Raw genomic sequence first — 22383 nt, 5'->3', positions numbered from 1 at the left:
GTCAGTCCCCGCTGACGTCCTTGGCCTGGCGGTCCTTCGCGATCAGCTCGGCCTGCAGAGGCGTCTCCGCGACCACCGGGTAGTTGCCCGTGTAGCCGACGCGTTCCTGCGCCACGCTGAGCACCCGGCCGCGCACCGCGTACCAGCCACCGACCAGCGTCGGGACGATGATCACCAGCGCGATCGCGTTCCAATAGTTCTCGATGCACATCAGCACCGTCACGGCGCCGAGGAACACCAGCGTCGCGTAGCTCGTGTACGGCGTGCCGAACAGCCGGAACGACGGACGCTCCAGGATCCCCTTCTGCGACCACCGGTACATCTGGATCTGGCAGATGACGATGGTCGCCCAGGAGGCGATGATGCCGAGCGCCGACAGGTCCAGCGCGATGTTGAACGCCTCGGCGGGGACCACCAGGTTCAGGAAGACGCCGACCACGGTGAAGCACGCCGTCAGCGCGATGCCCGCCCAGGGCACGCCGCGCTTCGACATCTTCGACGTGAACTTCGGCGCACTGCCGTTCATCGACATCGACCGCAGGATGCGGCCGGTCGAGTAGAGGCCGGCGTTCAGGCTCGACAGCGCCGCCGTCAGCACCACGAAGTTCATGATGTCGCCCGCCGCCGGGACGCCGATCTTGGAGAAGAACGTCACGAACGGACTGGTGCCCTGAACGTAGGAGGTGTACGGCAGCAGCAGCGCCAGCAGCACCAGCGAGCCCACGTAGAACACCGCGATCCGGAAGATCACCGAGTTGATGGCCTTCGGCATCACCTTGGCCGGGTTCTCCGTCTCGCCCGCCGCCGTACCCACCAATTCGACTGCGGCGTAGGCGAAGATGACGCCCGAGGTGATGACCACCAGGGCCAGCACCCCGTTGGGCAGGATGCCGCCGTTGTCGGTGATCACCGACGGACCGGTGGCCGCGCCCTCGACCGTGAAACGTCCTGCCAGGAACACGATTCCGACGATCAGGAACGTGACGAGTGCGATGACCTTGATCAGGGCCGCCCAGAACTCCATCTCGCCGAACCACTTGACCGAGATCATGTTCACGCTGAGCACGATCACCAGGGCGATGAGCGCGATCGTCCACTGCGGGATCGCGTCGAAGGCGCCCCAGTAGTGCATGTAGAGCGCGATGGCGGTCACGTCGACGATCGACGTGCACGCCCAGTTGAAGAAGTACATCCAGCCGGCGACGTATGCGGCCTTCTCGCCGAGGAATTCACGCGCGTAGGACACGAACGACCCGGACGACGGGCGGTGCAGCACCAGTTCGCCGAGCGCGCGCAGGATGAAGAACACGAACACGCCGCACACCGCGTAGACGATGAACAGGCCGGGCCCGGCGCTCGCCAGCCGACCACCCGCACCCATGAACAGGCCCGTGCCGATCGCCCCACCGATGGCGATCATCTGCAATTGCCGTGGCTTGAGCCCCTTTTCGTAGCCCTCTTCCTCGTGCGCGAGCGCTGACGTGTCGTACTCGGTAGGAGATCCCATCGCCCAGACGCTAGACCTGCGGGCGCGCCCCGCAACTCGGGGAGAGTAACGGTCTCGTTACGCCCAGCTGTCAGGAGACGACCAGCGAGCGGGTGACCAACCGGATGAACTCCGCGCAGGTGGGGTAGCGCAGGTCCGGGTCCTTCGCCATCGCCTTGGCCAGGATCGAGTCGAAGGCGTGACTGATCCACGCCACCCGCCGCGAGTAGCGCGGCACGGCCGCGTTGAGGTGCGCGTCGATCAGACCCATCGCCGTCGTCCCGGCGAACGGCACACTGCCAGTCAGCAATTCGACGGTGGCGCACGCCAGGGAGTACTCGTCGGACGTGGCGGTGGGGGAGTGGCCGCGCAGGATCTCGGGAGCCGTGTACGGCAGTGACGCTTCGATGCGGGTGGCCCGTCGCTCGAGCTTCCCGGTGAGCGCGTGCGCCACCCCGAAGTCGACGAGCACAGCCCCGCCGGTCGCGAAGTCATCGTGCACGAGCACGTTCGACGGCTTCACGTCGCAGTGCACCACGCCGAGCCGGTGGGCATGGTCGAGGGCATCGGCGACGTCGGCCAGCGCCGAGAGGACGTCGGGCATCGAGCCGAGACCAGTCACCGTGCCCCCGCCGATCACCTCCATGGACAGCCAGACGTCGCCACGGTCGTAGACGGTGACGACGTGCGGGTGGGCCACCCGGGCGGCGAAGTCGAACTCGCGGTGCAGCCGGTCCAGATCGTCCCCGCCGCGATGACGTTCGTCGAGCACCTTGAGCGCGACGGCACGGTCCGGCTCGGCCACCGGATGCGCGCGGTACACGGTCGCGAACCCGCCGTGGCCGAGCACGCCGTCGACGGCGTAGTCGCCGAATCGGTCCGGCGGGTTCCGCATCGGCCAAGGGTAAGGGCGCTTCGCCGATCGCACCGGCCGATCGCGGCCCGCCGATCGCGGCCCGCCGACGGCGCCCGCGACGATAGTGTCGTGGCGTGCCCGCCTCCGACGGTAAGACCGCCACCGACTGGTCGCCGTCGGGGTCGGTGACGGTGCGGGTCCCGGGCAAGGTCAACCTCTATCTCGAGGTCGGCGACCTGCGCGACGACGGCTATCACGAACTGACCACCGTCTTCCACGCCGTGTCGCTGTTCGACGAGGTGACGGTCCGCAACGCCGACGTCCTGTCGCTCGAGATGACGGGGGAGGGCGCCGCCGCGCTGCCCACCGACGAGCGCAACCTCGCGTGGCAGGCCGCCGAGCTGCTCGCCGGGCACGTCGGCCGCGCGCCCGACGTGGCGATCTCGATCGCGAAGTCCATCCCAGTGGCCGGCGGCATGGCCGGCGGCAGCGCCGACGCGGCCGGCGTCCTGGTCGCCATGAACGCGCTGTGGGAACTCGGGGTGCCACGGCGGGATCTGCACGGCCTGGCCGCCGAGCTGGGCAGCGACGTGCCCTTCGGTCTGCACGGCGGCACTGCGCTGGGCACCGGCCGCGGTGAGCAGCTGGCGACGGTGCTGGCCCGCAGCACGTTCCACTGGGTGCTCGCGTTCGCCGACGGCGGCCTCTCGACGCCCAAGGTGTTCGGCGAGATCGACCGGATGCGCGCCGCCGACGAGCACGCACCGCGGCTGGAGGACCCCGAACCGCTGCTCGCCGCACTGGCGTCGGGGGAGGCGGCGCGGTTGGCGCCCCTGCTGGGCAACGACCTGCAGGCCGCCGCGGTCGGGCTCGACCACCGGCTGCGCCGCACGCTCCAGGCGGGTCTGGACGCCGGGGCGTTGGCCGGGATCGTCTCCGGCTCGGGACCCACGTGCGCGTTCCTGTGCTCGTCGGCCTCCGCCGCGGTCGACGTGGGCGCCGTCCTCGCTGGTGAGGGCGTCTGCCGCACGGTGCGCGCCGCCAGCGGGCCCGTGCACGGCGCCCGCGTCGTGCCCACCCCGACCTCGAGATAGCGCCGCTACAGGTGTGACCCACGCCTCACTTCGGCGATGGGTTTGGCAGTTACTTAAGGGTCTCTTAAGATGGTCGACGGTGATGGCTACCGGTGACGCGGCTCCCGCGACAACGCCTCCCGCCGGGCTACCCGGCGGGAGTATTCACATCGGTGGTCGCCGCCACGGCCTACGACTCCGGCTGATCGATCCCGCGAGGGCGCCGAAGCCAACACCGTTTCGCAATAGAACCGCTCCCGAATCGTGCATGCGCGCCTCCTTCGAGGTGACGGGCATTCGGAGGAGCATTGACTGTCGGAAAGACCGGGCACAGGCGCCTGAACCCAGGAGGTCGTGGTGAGCAGATTTACCGAGAAGATGTTCCGCAACGCTCAGGAGAGCGCTCGGGGCATGGTGACCGGCGAGCCGCACGAGCCCGTGCGCCACACCTGGCTCGAGGTCCACGAACGCGCCCGCCGCATCGCCGGTGGCCTGGCCGCCGCGGGTGTCGGCCCCGGTGACGCCGTCGGCGTGCTGGCCGGCTACCCCGTCGAGATCGCGCCGACCGCCCAGGGCGTCTGGATGCGCGGCGCGTCGCTGACGATGCTGCACCAGCCCACCCCCCGCACCGACCTCGTCGTGTGGGCCGAGGACACGATGAACGTCATCGGGATGATCGAGGCGACCGCCGTGATCGTCTCCGAGCCCTTCCTGGTCGCCATCCCGGTGCTCGAGGAGAAGGGCATCACGGTCCTCACGGTCACCGACCTGCTCGAGGCCGAGCCCGTCGACCCGGTCGAGACCGACGAGGACGACCTCGCGCTGATGCAGCTGACGTCGGGCTCCACCGGCTCGCCGAAGGCCGTGCAGATCACCCACCGCAACATCCACTCCAACGCCGAGGCCATGTTCGTCGGCGCGGAGTACGACGTCGACAAGGACGTCATGGTCAGCTGGCTGCCCTGCTTCCACGACATGGGCATGGTCGGCTTCCTCACCATCCCGATGTACTTCGGCGCCGAGCTGGTCAAGGTCACGCCGATGGACTTCCTGCGCGACACGCTGCTGTGGGCGAAGCTGATCGACAAGTACAAGGGCACGATGACCGCGGCCCCCAACTTCGCGTACGCGCTGCTGGCCAAGAGGCTGCGCAGGCAGGCCAAGCCCGGCGACTTCGACCTCTCGACGCTGCGCTTCGCGCTGTCGGGTGCCGAGCCCGTGGAACCCGCCGACGTCGAGGACCTGCTCGACGCGGGCAAGCCGTTCGGTCTCGATCCGCACGCGATCCTGCCCGCCTACGGCATGGCCGAGACCTGCCTCGCGGTCTCGTTCTCGCCGTGCGGTGCCGGCCTGGTGGTCGACGAGGTCGACGCCGACCTGCTCGCCGCGCTGCGGCGCGCCGTCCCCGCCACGAAGGGCAACACCAAGCGGCTCGCCTCGCTGGGCCCGCTGCTGCAGGACCTCGAGGCCCGCGTCGTCGACGAGAACGGTGAGGTGATGCCCGCCCGCGGCGTCGGCGTCATCGAACTCCGCGGCGAGTCGCTGACCCCCGGCTACATCACGATGGGTGGCTTCCTGCCGTCGCAGGACAACTACGGCTGGTACGACACCGGCGACCTCGGCTACATCACCGAGGAGGGCAACGTCGTCGTGTGCGGCCGCGTCAAGGACGTCATCATCATGGCCGGCCGCAACATCTACCCGACCGACATCGAGCGTGCCGCCGGCCGCGTCGCGGGCGTGCGCCCCGGCTGCGCCGTCGCGGTGCGCCTGGACGCCGGCCACTCGCGGGAGACGTTCGCCGTCGCCGTCGAGTCCAACGCCTGGCAGGACCCGATCGAGGTGCGGCGCATCGAGCACCAGGTCGCCCACGAGGTCGTCACCGAGGTCGACGTCCGGCCCCGCAACGTCGTCGTCCTCGGCCCCGGCACCATCCCGAAGACGCCGTCGGGCAAGCTCCGCCGCGCCAACTCCGTCTCCCTGGTCACCTAGGGGTCTGGCAACTCCTTCCGCGAGCGTGCGTGTCTGCGGGCAACACGCCGAGCTGGAACCCGAGTTTCCGCACGCTCGTCACAGCCGGACGTGCCTGATGCCCACCGACGCCCGACGCAGCTGGTAGCGCACGGGCGTCAGTCGCGGCGCGGTCAACGTCAAATCCGCACGCTCGGCGACGTCTTCGACCACTTCGTCAATCGTTCGGCCATCGGTGTCGACGTGCTCCGCGAAGCGATCGGTCGCCAGCGCAGCCACGCAGCGGGGGATCTGTTCGATGCCCCACGTGTCGACCCGGCCGACGGCCCGACCCAGCCAGTACCCGCTGCGCGTGCGCAGCCGCCGCCGCAGCGTGTCCGGTGACGCGATCAGCGCGACGTGCCGCACGTCGACACCCGCGTCGGCCAGCCCGCCCATCACCTCGTCGAAGTAACCGGCGTCGACCAGCGTCATCGGCACCAGCACCGGACCGTCCGGGTTCGCCGCGACCGCGTCGGCCAGCGTCGCGACGATCGCCGACCGCCACTGCGGACGGTCCTGGAAGTCGCCGCGGGCGTCGGCGGGCAGCATCTTCTGGATCGCGAAGCCGATCAGCTCCGGGTCGGCGACGTGCGCGCCGGCGATCCGGCGGTGCAGCTCGAAGGCGGTCTGTGTCTTGCCGGACCCGAAGGCCCCGTTGATCCACATCAGCACGTGGGCGACTGTAGAACGGCCGGCCGGTGACTTTCACCGCCGCGCCGGGTCTGCCCTCGAGTGAACCGGAAACGGAGTGGCACCACGTCCGAACACGTCGCTACGGTGGGCCGATGAACGCACCGGCCATCGAGGCAATCGACCTGGTCAAGCGGTTCGACGACGTCACCGCCGTCGACGGCGTCAGCTTCTCGGTACCCGCGGGCACCGTGCTCGGCCTGCTCGGTCCGAACGGCGCCGGCAAGACGACCACCGTGCGGATGATGACCACGCTGTCGACGCCGACCAGCGGGACGGCGCGCGTCGCGGGCTACGACGTGGTCGAGCAACCGGACATGGTGCGCCGCAACATGGGCCTCACCGGTCAGGCGGCCACCGTCGACGAGCTGCTCACCGGTCGCGAGAACATCCGGATGATCGGCGGGCTCTACGGCATCGGCAAGCGCGACCTCGCCCGGCTGAGCGATCAGCTGCTCGAGCAGTTCAGCATCGCCGAGGCCGCCGACCGGCCCGTCAAGACCTACTCGGGTGGTATGCGGCGCCGCCTCGACCTCGCCGTCAGCCTCATCGCGTCGCCGCCGGTGCTGTTCCTCGACGAGCCGACGACCGGCCTCGATCCGCGCAGTCGCAACGACCTGTGGGACGTGCTGCGCAGCCTGGTGGCAGATGGCACCACGCTGCTGCTCACCACGCAGTACCTGGAAGAGGCGGATCAGCTGGCCGACGAGATCGTCGTGATCGACCGCGGCCGCATCATCGCCAAGGGCACGCCGCTGCAGCTCAAGGAGCAGGGCGGCAACGCCAGCCTCGTCGTCACCGTGTCGCGCGCGGCGGATCTCGTCAGTGCGCGGGAGCTGTTGACCCGCACCGGGTCCGAGGTGCACGTCGACGAGGGAGCCCGACGGCTGACGGCGTCCGCGGACGGCATCGCCGACCTCACCACCGTCGCGAACTGGCTGCAGGAGAGTCACATCGAGGTCGACGACATCGGCCTGTCCCGCCCGAGCCTCGACGACGTCTTCCTGTCCCTGACCGGACACCGCGCCGACGACGAGGAGGTCTCCGCATGACCGCAGTGGCACCCCGCATCCAGACCACCAGGCCCGAGATCCGGCCCACCAACCTCGCGCAACAGTCGTGGATCATGGTCAAGCGCAACATGATCCACACCAAACGCATGCCCGAGATGCTGAGCGACGTCACGGTGCAGCCCATCATGTTCGTGCTGCTGTTCGCCTTCGTCTTCGGCGCGTCGATCACGACCGGGGGAGGCGCGTCCTACCGCGAGTTCCTCCTCCCCGGCATTCAGGCGCAGACCATCGTCTTCACCGCGTTCGTCGTCTCGACCGGTATCTCCACCGACATCGAGAAGGGCATCATCGATCGGTTCCGGTCGCTGCCGATCCGGCGGTCGGCGGTGCTGATCGGCCGCAGCATCGCCGGCCTGCTGCACTCGTCGATCGGCGTCGTCGTGATGGCGGTGACCGGTCTGTGCATCGGCTGGCGGATCCGCGGGAGCGTCGGCGAGGCGGTGCTGGCCTTCGCGCTGATCCTCGTGTTCGGCTTCGGGATGATCTGGTTCGGCATTCTGATGGGGTCGCTGATGCGGTCGGTGGAGGCGCTCAACGGCGTCATGTTCACCGTGCTGTTCCCGGTCACGTTCCTGGCCAACACGTTTGCGCCCACCGAGCCCATGCCGCACTGGCTGCGCGTGATCGCCGAGTGGAACCCCGTGTCGTCACTCGCGCAGGCCATGCGGGAGCTGTGGGGCAACGGTCCCGCCGCGCCGCCGGACGCGCAGTTGCCGCTGCACCACCCGGTGCTGGCGACCGTCCTGTGGTCGCTGGCGATCACGGCAGTGATCGCGCCGTTCGCGCTGCGCGCCTACGCGCGCCGTACCTCGGACTGAGCCGCCCTCGGGCCGTCCCTCGGGTGCGCCGAGACTGCTAGGAGATCGCCCCCGAGGCGCGGATCGCGATCTCACCGCAGTCTCGGCGACACGCGACGACCCTTGACGCCTGCTAAGTATTGCTGACTATACTCAGCACCTATGACGGCCGACGGCATCTCGCCCCGCATCGCGAACCACCCGACCGTGCTCAAGATGCGCGGGCAGACCCGTAAGCCACCGGAGGTCGTCGACGCGGAATGGCTGCGGCGGATCTGCCTCGAGGCGGGCGCGGACGACGCCGCTTTCGCCAGCATCGACGACCCCGCGCTGGAGTCCGAGCGCGAACACGTCGACGCCGCATTGCCCGGCACCCGCAGCTTCATCTCGCTGGTGGTGAAGATGAACCGCGACAACGTCCGGTCGACGGACAGGAGCGTCGCCAACCAGGAGTTCCACCGCAGCGGCGAGATCATCAACGAGGCGGCGCACCGCATCACGCGGGTGTTGCAGGACGCCGGCTACCGCGCACTGAACCCGTCGGCGACGTTCCCCATGGAGATGGACCGCTTCCCCGGCAGGATCTGGGTGGTGGCGCACAAGCCGGTCGCCGTCGCGGCGGGCCTCGGGGTGATGGGCATCCACCGCAACGTCATCCACCCCCGCTTCGGCAACTTCATCCTGCTGGCCACCATCATGGTCGACGCGCCCATCTCCGAATACGGCCAACCGCTGGACTATTCGCCGTGCCTCGAGTGCAAGCTGTGCGTCGTGGCGTGTCCGGTCGGCGCCATCAAGAAGGACGGCCAGTTCGACTTCGTCGCGTGCTCGACTCACAACTATCGCGAGTTCATGGGCGGATTCACCGACTGGGTGCAGACGGTGGCCGACAGCGAGGATGCCGCCGACTTCCGTTCCCGCGTAACCGATTCCGAGAACGCGTCGATGTGGCAGAGCCTCTCCTTCAAGGCCAACTACAAGGCGGCCTACTGCCTGGCGGTGTGCCCCGCCGGCGAAGAGGTCATCGGGCCCTACCTCGACGATCGCAAGGGTTTCATGGACACCGTCCTGCGGCCACTGCAGGACAAGCGCGAGACGCTCTACGTGCTGCCGAACTCCGAGGCGAAGGCCTTCGCGGAGAAGCGGTATCCGCACAAGCCGGTCAAGGTCGTCGACATCGGGATCGGCGGGCGGGGTCAGTAGCGCGCTGGGTCACTCGCGAGCGTGCGCAAAGTCCGGTTCCAGGTCGGCGTGTCGCCCGCAAACACGCACGCTCGCGAAAGGACGTCCCCCACCCAAGGCACGCGGGCGAAGGGCCCACCCCAAGGCGCGCGAGCGAAGGGCCCACTACCCCCAGGCGTGGACGATGTTCTGCGCGGGCTCGAGGCCGTCGCTGATCAACATCTCCGCGGCGTCGGCGGCCTGCTCGCACACCACGGCGACCTCGGGCAGTTCCTTGGTCTTGAAGTTCTCCAGCACGAACGACGCGCCCGACTGCCGCCCCGGCGGTCGGCCTATGCCGATCCGCACGCGGCCGAAGTCGTTGGTGCCCAACGCCGAACCGACCGAACGCAGCCCGTTGTGCCCGGCGACGCCGCCGCCGAACTTGAGCCGGATGCGGCCGAAGTCGATGTCGAGTTCGTCGTGCATCACGATGACGTCGGCGGGCGCCACCGAGTAGAAGTTGGCCAGCGGGCCGACCTGCCTGCCGGACTCGTTCATGAACGTCCGCGGCTTGGCGACCACGATGGACCGGCCGCCGAGGCGGCCGGTGACCACCTCGGCGCCGGACTTCTTGTGCACCTTGAAGCCCGAACCGATCCGGTCGGCCAGCACGTCGGCAACCAGGAAACCGAGGTTGTGCCGGGTGGTGGCGTACTGCGGCCCGGGGTTCCCCAGGCCGACGACCAGAAGCGGTTCGGCCACGAAGGCGCGTCCTACCGTCTCTACTCGGAGTCGGAGCTGGACCCGGCGTCGTCGGAGCCCTCTTCGCCGTCGCCCTCGCCCTCTTCGGCGGTCTCCTCCGGGGTCTCCTCGACCAGCTCGCCGGCACCGTCGGCCTCGAGGTCTTCCTCGGTGGGCGCCACGATGACGTTGACCACGAGCAGCTCGGGATCGGAGATCAGCGTGACGCCGTCGGGCAGCTCGACCATGCTCGCGAGGATCTGCGTGCCGGCCTGGACGCCCTCGACGGACACGACGAGGTTCTCCGGGATCGACATGGCGTCGGACTCGATCTCGATGGTGTTGGTCTCCTGGTTGACCAGGGTGCCCGGCGCGGCTTCGCCCTCGACGGCGACGTTGATGTCGACGGTGACCTTCTCGCCGCGGCGCACGATGATGAGGTCGACGTGCTGGATGTTGCGGCGGATCGGGTGGATCTCGAGATGCTTCGGCAGGGCGAGCGCCTCGGTGCCGTCGATGTCGAGCGTCAGCACGGCGTTGGTGCCGAAGTTACGGAGCACGGCGGCGAAGTCACGCGCGACGATCTCGAGGTGCTGGGGGTCGGCGCCGTGGCCGTAGAGCACGGCCGGGACGCGGCCTTCGCGGCGTGCGCGACGCGACGCGCCCTTGCCGGTTTCCGTGCGAACCGTCGCGACGAGGTTGTTCGGGGTGTGTGCCTTGGCCTTGGCCATGATGTCTGCTCCTGTGCCGGTGTGTGGGGGCGCGGCAAGGGCGGCTCGGCGCAGCGGGGCTGCAGCTGAGTTCCCGTCGATAACGGTGGCTTCGCCGAAACCGGGGCCACCCTCGCCGTGATCGTGTAGAAGGCTAGCTCACCGGATGGCTACAGCGGAAATTCGGTGCCCGTGAGCTGGGCCGACAGGTCCCACAGCGCGGTTGCAGTCTCCGCGTTGGCGGCCAGCGGGCTGCGCGGGACCTGCTGGGTGCGGCCGAACATCGTGAAGCGCGGGCCGATGAACGCGTCGCCGGGCACGTCCTGGGACACGGCGTACAGCGTCTGTCGCGCGCCGAAGTCGGCGTCGGTGGCCAGCGCGTTGGCTGCCTTCCACACCTTGCTGCCCAGCGCGTTGCCGGTGTGGCCCTGCAGGTTGGTCGCCGAGTAGCCGGGGTGGGCGCTGACGGCGCGCACCGGTGACCCGGCCAGGGCCAGGCGGCGCTGCAACTCCTTGGTGAACAGCAGGTTGGCGAGCTTCGACTGCCCGTACGCCGGCCACGCGAAGTACGGCCGCGACTTCCAGTTCAGGTCCTTGAGGTTGACGACGCCGATCATGTGCATCAGCGAGGCCACCGTGACGACGCGGTCGGTCACCTTGGGCAGCAGCAGGTTGGTCAACGCGAAGTGCCCGAGGTGGTTGGTGCCGATCTGGCTCTCGAACCCGTCGACGGTCTGCGCGTACGGCACGGCCATGATGCCGGCGTTGTTCACCAGGACGTCGACCCGGTCGACCCCGTCGGCGAACGAGCGGATCGAAGACAGGTCCTGCAGGTCCAGACTGCGCACCTCGGTGTCGCCTGGCATGCCCGCAGCGGCGGACTCGCCCTTCTGCTGGTTCCGCACGGCGAGGATGACCTTGGCGCCGACGCGGGCCAGTTCGCGCGCGGTGATCTCGCCCAGGCCGCTGTTGGCGCCGGTGACGACGACGGTGCGTCCGGCGAACGAGGGCAGGTCGGCGGCAGTCCAGTCGGTCATGACGACGACAGTAGTGGGACGCCCCCGGCGCTACTTCGCGGCGGCGACGGTGAAGCCGGAGATGACCTGCTCGATCTCGGGTCCGTTCTGCCGCGCCTCGTTGGCGAACGACGTCACCGTCAGCTGGACCAGGTAGCGCAACCCGGGGATGTTCGCGGCCGGCGGCTTGCCGGTGGCGATCACGATCCGGTTGTAGCTCTGCATGCGCTGGCCGTTGAGGTCGTAGCTGCCCTCGATCATCGACGAGGGGAAGCCCTTGAACTTCTCCTTGGAGCCGTTGAGCTTGCGGAAGTCCTTGCTCATCTCGGCGTCGGCGTCGGCGTGCTTCAGCGCCTCGTCGACGTCGAAGTCGCCGGTGAGCCGGAAGACGAGCAGCATCGCGATGGGGTAGGTGGTGCCCTTGGCGATGGTGCGGGTGCCGGGGGCCAGGTTCGGGTTGGCGTAGGGCTGCCAGCCCGGCGGCGTGGGCACGCCGACGACGAGGTCGGTCAGCTTGTCCGGTGCGATCGCCGCGCCCGTGACGCCGACGCCCTCGAGGTACTGCGAGAAGGGCACCAGCGGTTCGTCGCTGGCGGAGCTGCTCGGCGTGCTCGACCACTGCGACTTGTACTCCGGGGCGGCCGGACCACAGCCCACGAGGCCGAGGGTGAGCACCGTGGCCGGGACCACGCAGCGGGTGAAGCGGTTCACAGCACCTCGCGGACCGCGTCGATGGGGCGCGCCAGACGCGTTCCCTTCGCGGTGGTGACGAATGGCCGCTCGATCAGGATGGGGTGTGCGGCCATCGCATCGAGCAGTTCGTCGTCGGAGGCGTCGGCGAGGCCGAGTTCGGCGTAGAGCGACTCGCGCTTGCGCACCGCCGCGCGCACTTCGATGCCGGCGTCGGCGACGAGCGCCACGAGTTCGTCGCGGGTGGGCGGGTCCTTCAGGTACAGCACGACCGTCGGCTCGATGCCGTTGTCCCGCAACAGCTCGAGCGTCTTGCGCGACGTCGAGCACTTGGGGTTGTGGTAGATCGTCGTGGCGCTCGAGCGCCCACCCTCAGCGGTCACGTTCGTCAGGTTACGCAGACCCGTCGAACAGGCTGGTCACCGAGCCGTTGTCGAACACCGCACGGATGGTGTTCGCCAGCAGCGGGGCGATGGACAGCACGGTCAGCGCCGGGAAGCGCTTCTCCTCGCCGATCGGCAGGGTGTTGGTGACGATGACCTCGCGGGCGCCGCAGTCGGCGAGGCGCTGGGCCGCCGGATCGGACAGCACGCCGTGCGTCGCGGCGATGATGACGTCGGTGGCGCCGTCCTCGCGGAGCAGGTTCACCGCACCGGCGATGGTGCCGCCGGTGTCGATCATGTCGTCGGTGAGGATGCAGGTCTTGCCGCGGACGTCACCGACGACGCGGTTGGAAACGACCTGATTGGGCACCAGCGGATCGCGGGTCTTGTGGATGAACGCCAGCGGTACGCCGCCGAGCGCGTCGGCCCACTTCTCCGCGACGCGGACGCGGCCCGAGTCGGGGGAGACGACCACCATGTCGTGGTTGGAGTAGTTGTCGGCGATGTAGCCGGTCAGCAGCTTCTGCGCGCGCATGTGGTCGACCGGGCCGTCGAAGAAGCCCTGGATCTGGTCGGTGTGCAGGTCGACGGTCAGGATGCGGTTCGCGCCCGCGGTCTTCAGCAGGTCGGCGACCAGACGGGCCGAGATCGGCTCGCGGCCGCGGTGCTTCTTGTCCTGCCGTGCATAGGGGTAGAACGGCAGGATCGCGGTGATCCGCTTCGCGCTGCCGCGCTTGAGGGCGTCGATCATCAGCAGCTGTTCCATCAGCCACGTGTTGAGCGGCGCGGGATGGGACTGCAGCACGAAGGCGTCGCTGCCGCGCACCGATTCGTCGAAGCGCACGAAGATCTCGCCGTTGGCGAAGTCCCGCGCGGTCTGCGCCGTCACGGGGACGTCGAGTTCCTTCGCCACCTGCTCGGCGAGTTCGGGGTGCGCGCGGCCCGAGAAGAGCATCAGGCTTTTGCGGTTGTCGGTCCAGTCCGTAGCCACTTCAGCTGCCTTCACGGTCGGCGATCAATACGGGGCAATGGTACGTAGCGCGCAGGTCGTCACGCGGCTGGGTTACGAGAATGCCAACAAACGGCGATCCGGCGCTACTCGCCGGTAGGAATGTCGGGCCTGTCGTGATCGAGCCGTGCGTCGTCGAGATCCTCCGCGCCGGCCTTCCTTGCCGCGTCCGCTGCGGCGCTGCGGGGTCGCTTGCGCAGGACCCACCCCTCGAGGTTGCGCTGCGGTCCGGCCGAGACGGCCAGCGCGCCGGGCGGCACGTCGTCGCGGATCACGGTGCCCGCGCCGGTGTACGCGCCGTCGCCCACGGTCACGGGAGCGACGAACATGGTGTCCGAGCCGGTGCGCACGTGCGAGCCGATCGTGGTGCGGCGCTTGGTTTCTCCGTCGTAGTTGACGAACACGCTGGAGGCGCCGATGTTGGAGTGCTCACCGATGTCGGCGTCCCCGACGTAGGTGAGGTGCGGAACCTTGGTGCCCGTGCCGATCGTGGCGTTCTTGGTCTCGACGAACGCGCCGAGCTTGCCGTCGGGGCCGAGGACGGTGCCCGGCCGCAGGTAGGTGAACGGGCCGACGACGGCGTCGTCGGAGATGGTCGACGACGTGCCGTGCGTGCGGATCACCGATGCGCCGGTACCCACGGCGACGTCGGTCAGGGTCGTGTCGGGGCCGATCTCGCAGCGCGCTCCGACGGTCGTGGCGCCGAGCAGCTGGGTGCCTGGCCGCACCACGGTGTCGCGGCCGATGGTCACGCCGACGTCGATCCAGGTGCTGGCGGGGTCGATGACGGTGACTCCCGAGCGCTGGTGGTGCGCGACGATGCGGCGGTTGAGTTCGGCGGCGAGGTGGGCCAGCTGAACGCGGTCGTTCACGCCGGCGACGAGCGCGCTGTCGTCGACGTGGCGGGCGCGCACCACGTGGCCGCGTTCCCGGATGATCGAGATGGCGTCGGTCAGGTACAGCTCGCCCTGGGCGTTGTCGGAGCGCAGCTGGCTGAGCGCGTCCCGCAGTGCGGTGATGTCGAAGGCGTAGACACCCGCGTTGACCTCGTCGATGTCCTGCTGGGACGCGGTGGCGTCGGCCTGCTCGACGATGCCGATGACCTCTTGGTCCTGGGTGCGCAGGATGCGGCCGTATCCGGTGGGGTCCGGGACGGTCGTGGTGACCACCGTCGCCGCGGCCGATGCTGCGCCGTGGCCGTCGATCAGGTCGGCCAGCGTCCGGGCGTCGAGCAGCGGGACGTCGCCCGCTGTCACCACCACGGTGCCGGTGAAGGACTCGGGCAGCGCGGTCAGGCCGCACGCCACGGCGTGGCCGGTGCCCTGCTGCTCCTCCTGCACGGCCACGTCGACCGGGCGGCCCAGCTTCGCGGCGACGGCGCCGATGGCGGCCGACACCTCCTCGCGGTTGCTGCCCACCACCACGACGACGTGCTGGGGGGCGACCTCGTCGACGGCGTGCAGCGCGTGCGAGATCATGCTGCGGCCCGCGAGGGTGTGCAGCACCTTGTTGGTGTCCGAGCGCATCCGGGTGCCCGCCCCGGCCGCCAGGACGATGACCGCGGCCTCGCCTCGTGTCGTCATGTGACCTCTCTTCACGCGAGCGTGCGCAGAGTGTGGGTATCAATCGGCGTGTCGGCGGCAGACGCGCACGCTCGGCGGGGGGACTCCGTATCGCCGGGTCGCTCGGCAAGCACCTGTTGTCTGCTCACTCGGCAAGCCTCGTTCGCCGCTCCGTCGCCAGGACTCGAACCTGAACTATCTGTACCAAAAACAGAGGTGCTGCCGATTACACTACGACGGACTGTTCGGAGAGACTCTAGTCGACGCCCGCGGCGTCGGGGGTAGGCTCATGGCCGTGGCCGCACCGGAGAAGGAACCCCGCGCACCCCGGGCGCGGATGACCGGTAGCGAGCGCCGCCAACAACTCATCGAGATCGCGAAGTCCCTGTTCGCCGAGCGTGGCTACGACGGCACGTCCATCGAGGAGATCGCGCAGCGCGCGAACGTCTCCAAGCCCGTCGTCTACGAGCACTTCGGCGGCAAGGAGGGTCTGTACGCCGTCGTCGTCGACCGCGAGATGTCCGCGTTGCTCGACGGCATCACGTCGTCGCTGAGCAACAACCGGTCGCGGGTTCGCCTCGAACGGGTGGCGCTCGCGCTGCTGACCTACGTCGAGGAACGCACCGACGGCTTCCGCATCCTGATCCGCGACTCACCGGCCGCGATCACCTCCGGCACCTACTCGACGCTGCTCAACGACGCGGTCAACCAGGTGTCGTCGATCCTGGCCGGCGACTTCTCGCGACGCGGCCTCGACCCGGGCCTCGCGCCGCTGTACGCGCAGGCGCTGGTCGGGTCGGTGTCGATGACGGCGCAGTGGTGGCTCGACACCCGCGAGCCCAAGAAGGAAGTGGTCGCCGCCCACCTCGTCAACCTGATGTGGAACGGGTTGACCCACCTCGAGCCCGACCCGCTGCTGCACGAGCAGTAGCGGCTTCGGGCAGCTCCCGCACCTCGCCGTACGTGCGAGTACGGCGGCTTTTCGCGTGGTGATGTCAAGCGGTTAGTGCATCTGGGTTATGCCGCTGCGTCGAGGAGTGCGGCGAGTCGGGCGGCTGGTGTGTCGAGGTTCAGGGTGGGTCTGGGTCGTGTGTTGAGGGTGTCTTGGATCCGTTTGAGGTCGGCCTTGGTGTGCACGCGCAGGTCTGTGCCCTTCTCGAACCAAAACCGGAGGAGTCGGTTGGTGTTCTCGTTGCTGCCGCGTTGCCAGGGCGAATGCGGGTCGCAGAAGTAGACCGGAGCCTGCAACTGCAGATTGATGTCGCGCCAGTTCGCCATCTCCTTGCCGCGGTCCCAGGTGATGGTGCGCCGTAGATGCGCTGGTAGTTCGCTCATCGCCGCGATCATCGCGGTGGCCACCGAGTCGGCGGTGTGATCGACCGGTAGATGCAGCAGGATGGTGAACCGGGTGCTGCGCTCGACCAGGGTGCCGATCGCCGAGCCGCTGCGGGCGCCGATGATCAGATCACCCTCCCAATGACCGGGTACGGCGCGGTCGGCGGCCTCGGCGGGTCGGTCCCGGATGGTGAACACGTCGCCGAACTTGCCGCGCCGTTCGGCCTGCCCCCGGGTCCTTCGTGCCGTGCGTTTGGTCGACAGACACTTGTGCAGGTCGGCGCGCAAACGGCCACGGGTCTGCACGTAGAGGCACTGGTAGATGGTTTCGTGGCTCACCCTGGCCAGCCTGTCATCGGGGTGATCGCGCGCCAACATCTCGGCGATCAGCCGTGGACTCCACCCGATGTCCATCCAGGCAGTGATCCGATCACAGAGCCGGTGGTCGTCGAGTTTGAAGGCCTTGGGCCGCTTGCCGTTCTGCGTGGCCCGCGCGTGAGCCAAACGGGCGTGGTAGTCCCCATCGGGGTTGCGGTTTCGTGCGATCTCCCGACTGATGACTGATCGATCGCGATTGAGTTCGCGGGCTATCGCCACCTGCTTGAGGCCCGCATCCAGACCGCGCATGATGACGACGCGTTCGTCGAAACTGATCCGATGCCCGCGCCCGCCCGGCCGATCCAGATCGCCAGGATCGACCAGCCCCAATGCACCCTTGCCGCTGCGCAACTGCATTGCTCCAGCGTCGCGCCACCACAGGCCGGCCGATGTCGAGGACACACCCATCTCCCGGGCCGCCTGCCTCAACCCGGTCCCCAGACAGATCCGGTCGAGCAGTTCCCGACGCACCAACACGCAATGGCGGTGACCACTCGGCATGACAACCTCCCAAATCAATGGATGTTGTCTTGACCGTATGAATCTGCCCGTGGAATCCCGCCGTACTCGCACGTTCGGCGACACCCACCGACGGGTAGGCGGCGTACGTACGTCGCACCGCCGTCGCCGGGTGAGATACCGCCTCCCGCAACCTCCTACAATGGGAATCACCATGAACAGCCCGGGGTACGACCATGTCCAGACCCCGATCCGCGGGCTCGTCCAGCAGGCGCTCACCGATCCTGGACTGCGCGACGTCACCCGCCGTGCCGCCGAGGGCGTCACCGAGGCCGCGCTGGTCGGACCGGCCGCGTCCCGGCTGTTCGTCGCCGCCGCGCTGGTGGAGGCGGGGCCGCTGCTCGTCGTCACCGCCACGGGCCGGGAGGCCGACGAACTCGCCGGGGAGCTGCGCGCGGTCTTCGGTGACGCGGTCGCGATGTTCCCGTCGTGGGAGACGCTGCCGCACGAACGCCTGTCGCCGGGCGTCGAGACCGTCGGCAAGCGGATGAAGGTGCTGCGCCGGCTCGCGCACCCGGAGGACTCCCGGCTCGGGCCGCCGCTGCGGGTCGTCGTCACCACCGTCCGCTCGCTGCTGCAGCCGATGCCGCCGGACGTCGCGGGCATCGAGCCGGTGTCGCTGACCGTGGGCATCGAGGCGGACTTCAACGGCACCATCTCCCGACTCGTCGAACTGGCGTACGCCCGGGTCGACATGGTGGGTAAGCGCGGCGAGTTCGCCGTCCGCGGCGGCATCCTGGACCTCTTCCCGCCGACGGCCGAGCACCCCGTGCGCATCGAGTTCTGGGGCGACGAGGTGTCCGAGATGCGGATGTTCTCGATCGCCGACCAGCGGTCGATCCCCGAGATCGAGGTCGACACCGTGGTCGCGGTGCCCTGCCGCGAGATGCTGCTCACCCAGGACGTGCGGGACCGCGCGGCCGCGCTGGCCGAGGAGCACCCGGCGGGCGGGGAGACCGTCACCGGCACCGTCGGCGACATGCTGGCCAAGCTCGCCGAGGGCATGCCGGTCGACGGCATGGAGGCCCTGCTGCCGGTGCTGCGCCCGACCGAGCTGTCGCTGCTCGTCGACCAACTGCCCGAGGGCACCCCCGTGCTGGTGTGCGATCCGGAGAAGGTGCGCACCCGCGCCGCCGACCTGATCAAGACCGGCCGCGAGTTCCTCGAGGCGTCGTGGTCGGTCGCGGCCGTCGGCGGCGACGCGCCCATCGACATCGAGCAGCTCGGTGGCTCGGGCTTCCGCGAGCTGAGCGACGTCCGCATCGGTGCGGAGGTCGGCGGGCATCCGTGGTGGACGCTCAGCCAGCTCGGCGACGAGAAGGCCGTCACGCTCGACGTCCGCGCCGCACCGTCGGCGCGGGGACAGCAGGTGGGCATCGACGAGATGTTCGCGATGCTGCGCGCCCACGTCTCGACCGGCGGCCTGGCCGCCATCGTCGCCCCCGGCGCGGGCACGGCGCACCGCATCGTCGAGCAGCTCGGCGAATCCGACACGCCCGCAGGCATGTTGGAGCCCGGAGCGGCGCCGAAGCCGGGCGTCGTCGGCGTCCTGACGGGTCCGCTCTGCGAGGGTGTCGTACTGCCCGGCGCCAACCTGGTCGTCGTCACCGAGACCGACCTCACCGGCAACCGCGCCTCGGCCAACGAGAGCAAGCGCCTGGCTGCCAAGCGCCGCAACGTCGTCGACCCGCTCGCCCTCACCGCCGGCGACCTGGTGGTGCACGACCAGCACGGCATCGGGCGCTTCGTCGAGATGACCGAGCGGACCGTCGGCGGAGCGCGTCGCGAGTACCTGGTGCTGGAGTACGCGTCGAGCAAGCGTGGCGGCGGGTCGGACAAGCTGTTCGTGCCGATGGACGCCCTCGACCAGCTGTCCCGCTACGTCGGTGGCGAGGCGCCGACGCTGAGCAAGCTCGGTGGCAGCGACTGGGCCAACACGAAGACCAAGGCGCGCAAGGCCGTTCGAGAGATCGCCGGCGAACTCGTCGCCCTCTACGCCAAGCGTCAGGCCGCACCCGGGCATGCGTTCAGCCCGGACACGCCGTGGCAGAACGAGATGGAGGACGCGTTCGGGTTCACCGAGACCATGGACCAGCTGACCGCGATCACCGAGGTCAAGAACGACATGGAGAAGCCCATGCCGATGGACCGCGTGATCTGCGGCGACGTCGGCTACGGCAAGACCGAGATCGCGGTCCGCGCGGCGTTCAAGGCCGTGCAGGACGGCAAGCAGGTCGCGGTGCTCGTCCCGACGACGCTGCTCGCCGACCAGCACCTGCAGACCTTCTCGTCACGCATGACGGGCTTTCCGGTGACGGTCAAGGGCCTGTCGCGCTTCACCGATCCCGCCGAGTCGCGCACCGTCATGGAGGGCATGAAGGACGGGTCCGTCGACATCGTGATCGGCACCCACCGCCTGCTGCAGACCGGCGTCACCTGGAAGGACCTTGGCCTGGTGATCGTCGACGAGGAGCAGCGCTTCGGCGTCGAACACAAGGAGCACATCAAGTCGATGCGCACCCACGTCGACGTCCTGACGATGAGCGCCACGCCGATTCCGCGAACGCTGGAGATGAGCCTGGCCGGCATCCGCGAGATGTCGACGATCCTGACCCCGCCGGAGGAGCGCTTCCCGGTGCTCACCTATGTCGGCCCGCACGACGACAAGCAGGTGGCCGCCGCGCTGCGCCGCGAGCTGCTGCGCGACGGGCAGGCGTTCTACATCCACAACCGGGTGCGGTCCATCGACTCGGCGGCCGCGAAGGTGCGCGACCTGGTGCCCGAGGCGCGCGTCGTCGTCGCGCACGGTCAGATGCCCGAGGAGCAGCTGGAGCGCACCGTCGAGGGGTTCTGGAACCGCGAGTTCGACATCCTGGTGTGTACGACGATCGTCGAGACGGGCCTGGACATCTCGAACGCGAACACCCTGATCGTGGAGCGCGCCGACACGTTCGGCCTGTCACAGCTACATCAGCTGCGTGGCCGCGTGGGCCGCAGCCGCGAGCGTGGCTATGCCTACTTCCTGTACTCGCCCGAGGTGCCGCTGACCGAGACGGCCTACGATCGGCTGGCGACCATCGCGCAAAACAACGAACTGGGCGCGGGCATGGCCGTCGCGATGAAGGACCTCGAAATCCGCGGTGCGGGCAATGTTCTGGGCGCCGAGCAGTCCGGACACGTCGCCGGCGTCGGGTTCGACCTCTACGTGCGGCTGGTCGGCGAGGCCGTGGAGGCCTACCGCGCCGCGGTGGACGGCAAGACCGTTGCGACGGTTGAGGAACCGAAGGACGTTCGAATCGACCTGCCCATCGACGCGAACCTGCCGCCCGAGTACATCGGCAGTGACCGGTTGCGGCTCGAGGGATACCGGCGACTCGCGGCGGCCTCGGACGAGGCGGGCATCGCCGCGGTGGTCGACGAACTGGTCGACCGCTACGGCCCGCTGCCCGAACCCGCGCAGCGCCTGGTCGCCGTCGCTCGGCTGCGGCTGCTGTGTCGCGAGTTCGGCGTGACCGAGGTGCTCGCGGTCAACGAGTCGACGCTGCGGGTGTCGCCGCTGCCGCTGCAGGACTCCCAGCAACTGCGGCTCAAGCGGATGTACCCGAGCGCGGCGTTCCGGGCGACGACGTCGACGGTCACGATCCCGATTCCACGGGCGGGTAACGGCATCGGCGCCCCACGCATCCGTGATCTTGAATTGGCCGGTGCGGTGGCCGGATTGCTGCTGGCGCTGAATGGCCGATCGCAGACGGATGTTGATATAACCAACTTCGAACGGTGGCGCGACGAGCAGAGTTCGCGGGAACAACCAGGTGCGACGGCGAGCCCCGCGCGGAAGTAGAGGAATCTTGATCACCGAGTCCCGGCGAGCGCGATGACCGTCGTCCTGGTGGATCCCCGCCGACCGGCGCTGGTCCCCGTCGAGGCCGTCGAACTGCTGGCCGGCGACGTGCAGTACACCGAGGAGATGCCGATCCGGGTGCCGTGGTCGCTGCCGTCGGCGCGGCCCGCGTACGGCGGTGATGACGCGCCGGTGCTGCTGTCGTCGGACGCGGACCATCCCTCGGTACGCGCACGGCTGGCGGCGGGGGAGCGGCTGATCGCGGCGCCGCCCGCCCAGCCCGGCGAGCGGCTGGTCGACGCGGTCGCGACGATGGACAAGCTGCGCACCGCCGGACCGTGGGAGAGCGAGCAGACCCACGACTCGCTGCGGCGCTACCTGCTCGAGGAGACCTACGAGCTGTTCGACGCCGTGCGCAACGGCAATGCCGACGAACTTCGCGACGAACTCGGCGACGTGCTGCTGCAGGTGCTGTTCCACGCGCGGATCGCCGAGGACGCCCCGGAGGGGTCGTTCACGATCGACGACGTGGCCGACGCGCTGGTCCGCAAGCTCGCCAACCGGGTGCCCGCGGTGCTGGCGGGCGAGTCGGTGTCGCTCGAGGAGCAGCTGGCGCAGTGGGACCAGCGCAAGGCGTTGGAGAAGACGCGGAGTTCGGCGATGGACGACGTGCCGACGGGTCAGCCCGCGCTCGCGTTGACGCAGAAGGTCTACCAGCGGGTGCGGGCGGCCGGCATGCCCGCCGACCTGATCCCCGAGGGCCTGGTGTCGATCGGGGAGTCACACGGCGGCGACGCCGAGAACGTCCTGCGCACCGCCACGCTGGAGTTCATGGACACCGTCCGCGCGGTGGAGCAGGCGATCGTGGTGACGCGTCGCGGCTCGGACACCGCGGCCGCACTCGACGACTCATCGCTCGGGGTCATCACCGAGGACGAGTGGCGGGCGCACTGGCCGACCTACGAGGTCGCGTCGGTGGAGGAGCCCGCCGCGTCCGAGGAACCCGCCGCCGAGGACTCCCGCTAGCCCCCACCGCCGAGTCTGCTG

At 69.2% G+C, this 22383-nt stretch carries 19 protein-coding genes and 1 tRNA gene; 8 read left to right on the top strand and 12 right to left on the bottom strand.

The genetic code is table 11. The features are described 5' to 3' along the window. Position 1: 1 nt before the first annotated feature. Together AC1MEY_RS16640 and AC1MEY_RS16635 are read right to left on the bottom strand one after the other, a co-directional pair. Positions 2 to 1507: an amino acid permease gene (locus AC1MEY_RS16640; RefSeq protein ID WP_480226565.1), complete on the bottom strand. Its 1506-nt coding sequence runs from the start codon at positions 1505 to 1507 to the stop codon at positions 2 to 4. A gap of 70 nt (positions 1508 to 1577) precedes the next feature. Further along, a complete protein-coding gene (locus tag AC1MEY_RS16635; RefSeq protein WP_480226564.1) occupies positions 1578 to 2381 on the bottom strand; it encodes a serine/threonine-protein kinase in 804 nt (267 codons plus the stop codon). A 95-nt stretch (positions 2382 to 2476) separates the two neighbouring features. Here AC1MEY_RS16635 and AC1MEY_RS16630 point away from each other — a divergent pair, with 95 nt between their 5' ends. Next, complete coding sequence (locus AC1MEY_RS16630; RefSeq protein WP_480226563.1) at positions 2477 to 3436, top strand: 4-(cytidine 5'-diphospho)-2-C-methyl-D-erythritol kinase; 960 nt, start codon at positions 2477 to 2479, stop codon at positions 3434 to 3436. Positions 3437 to 3772: 336 nt separating this feature from the next. Then, complete coding sequence (locus AC1MEY_RS16625) at positions 3773 to 5407, top strand: fatty acyl-AMP ligase (protein WP_480226562.1); 1635 nt, start codon at positions 3773 to 3775, stop codon at positions 5405 to 5407. Between the two features lie 78 nt (positions 5408 to 5485). On the opposite strand, the gene AC1MEY_RS16620 is transcribed toward AC1MEY_RS16625, so the two are convergent. Further along, positions 5486 to 6094 (bottom strand): AAA family ATPase, encoded by a 609-nt coding sequence (locus tag AC1MEY_RS16620; RefSeq protein WP_480231520.1) that lies wholly within the window; start codon positions 6092 to 6094, stop codon positions 5486 to 5488. 119 nt (positions 6095 to 6213) lie between these two features. Between AC1MEY_RS16620 and AC1MEY_RS16615 the strand changes: the two genes are divergently transcribed. The 3 genes from AC1MEY_RS16615 to AC1MEY_RS16605 all read left to right on the top strand — a co-directional run bounded on the left by AC1MEY_RS16615 (position 6214) and on the right by AC1MEY_RS16605 (position 9191). Then, positions 6214 to 7170 carry an ATP-binding cassette domain-containing protein gene (locus AC1MEY_RS16615; protein WP_480226561.1) on the top strand — a complete coding sequence of 319 codons (957 nt, stop codon included), beginning with the start codon at positions 6214 to 6216 and terminating at the stop codon, positions 7168 to 7170. Next, positions 7167 to 8009: an ABC transporter permease gene (locus AC1MEY_RS16610; protein WP_480226560.1), complete on the top strand. Its 843-nt coding sequence runs from the start codon at positions 7167 to 7169 to the stop codon at positions 8007 to 8009. Before AC1MEY_RS16615 ends, AC1MEY_RS16610 begins: the two co-directional genes overlap by 4 nt. Before the next feature lie 141 nt (positions 8010 to 8150). Next, positions 8151 to 9191 (top strand): epoxyqueuosine reductase, encoded by a 1041-nt coding sequence (locus AC1MEY_RS16605; protein ID WP_480226559.1) that lies wholly within the window; start codon positions 8151 to 8153, stop codon positions 9189 to 9191. A 144-nt stretch (positions 9192 to 9335) separates the two neighbouring features. Here the strand turns inward: AC1MEY_RS16605 and pth are convergent, their stop codons facing one another. The 8 genes from pth to AC1MEY_RS16565 form a co-directional block, all read right to left on the bottom strand. Beyond that, positions 9336 to 9914, bottom strand: coding sequence for an aminoacyl-tRNA hydrolase (gene pth / locus AC1MEY_RS16600; RefSeq protein ID WP_480226558.1), 579 nt, complete (start codon positions 9912 to 9914; stop codon positions 9336 to 9338). 20 nt (positions 9915 to 9934) lie between these two features. Continuing rightward, entirely contained in the window at positions 9935 to 10624 is a 690-nt protein-coding gene (locus AC1MEY_RS16595) for a 50S ribosomal protein L25/general stress protein Ctc (RefSeq protein WP_480226557.1), read from the bottom strand. A gap of 149 nt (positions 10625 to 10773) precedes the next feature. Further along, positions 10774 to 11640, bottom strand: a complete 867-nt coding sequence (locus AC1MEY_RS16590) for an oxidoreductase (RefSeq protein ID WP_480226556.1) — start codon at positions 11638 to 11640, stop codon at positions 10774 to 10776. 30 nt (positions 11641 to 11670) lie between these two features. Beyond that, positions 11671 to 12330, bottom strand: a complete 660-nt coding sequence (locus AC1MEY_RS16585; RefSeq protein WP_480226555.1) for an LpqN/LpqT family lipoprotein — start codon at positions 12328 to 12330, stop codon at positions 11671 to 11673. Beyond that, on the bottom strand, positions 12327 to 12692 hold the full coding sequence (gene arsC, locus AC1MEY_RS16580) for an arsenate reductase (glutaredoxin) (protein ID WP_480226554.1): 366 nt from the start codon (positions 12690 to 12692) through the stop codon (positions 12327 to 12329). Before arsC ends, AC1MEY_RS16585 begins: the two co-directional genes overlap by 4 nt. Before the next feature lie 10 nt (positions 12693 to 12702). Further along, a complete protein-coding gene (locus tag AC1MEY_RS16575; RefSeq protein ID WP_163801082.1) occupies positions 12703 to 13683 on the bottom strand; it encodes a ribose-phosphate diphosphokinase in 981 nt (326 codons plus the stop codon). Between the two features lie 104 nt (positions 13684 to 13787). Continuing rightward, positions 13788 to 15284: a bifunctional UDP-N-acetylglucosamine diphosphorylase/glucosamine-1-phosphate N-acetyltransferase GlmU gene (gene glmU / locus AC1MEY_RS16570; RefSeq protein WP_480226553.1), complete on the bottom strand. Its 1497-nt coding sequence runs from the start codon at positions 15282 to 15284 to the stop codon at positions 13788 to 13790. Between the two features lie 148 nt (positions 15285 to 15432). Next, positions 15433 to 15504: transfer RNA gene (locus AC1MEY_RS16565), tRNA-Gln, on the bottom strand. 96 nt (positions 15505 to 15600) lie between these two features. Here AC1MEY_RS16565 and AC1MEY_RS16560 point away from each other — a divergent pair. Further along, entirely contained in the window at positions 15601 to 16194 is a 594-nt protein-coding gene (locus AC1MEY_RS16560; RefSeq protein ID WP_480231519.1) for a TetR/AcrR family transcriptional regulator, read from the top strand. 86 nt (positions 16195 to 16280) lie between these two features. Here AC1MEY_RS16560 and AC1MEY_RS16555 read toward each other — a convergent pair whose 3' ends face one another. After that, a complete protein-coding gene (locus AC1MEY_RS16555; protein ID WP_480226552.1) occupies positions 16281 to 17477 on the bottom strand; it encodes an IS30 family transposase in 1197 nt (398 codons plus the stop codon). Between the two features lie 172 nt (positions 17478 to 17649). Between AC1MEY_RS16555 and mfd the strand changes: the two genes are divergently transcribed. Both mfd and AC1MEY_RS16545 read left to right on the top strand, forming a co-directional pair. After that, complete coding sequence (gene mfd / locus AC1MEY_RS16550; protein WP_480231518.1) at positions 17650 to 21336, top strand: transcription-repair coupling factor; 3687 nt, start codon at positions 17650 to 17652, stop codon at positions 21334 to 21336. A 33-nt stretch (positions 21337 to 21369) separates the two neighbouring features. Further along, a complete protein-coding gene (locus AC1MEY_RS16545; RefSeq protein WP_480226551.1) occupies positions 21370 to 22362 on the top strand; it encodes a nucleoside triphosphate pyrophosphohydrolase in 993 nt (330 codons plus the stop codon). Positions 22363 to 22383 lie beyond the last annotated feature (21 nt).

Source organism: Mycobacterium sp. PTI7, from assembly GCF_056679845.1.
The sequence above is the reverse complement of the archived record's forward strand: the minus strand, read 5'-3'. Positions and strand labels throughout refer to the sequence as shown.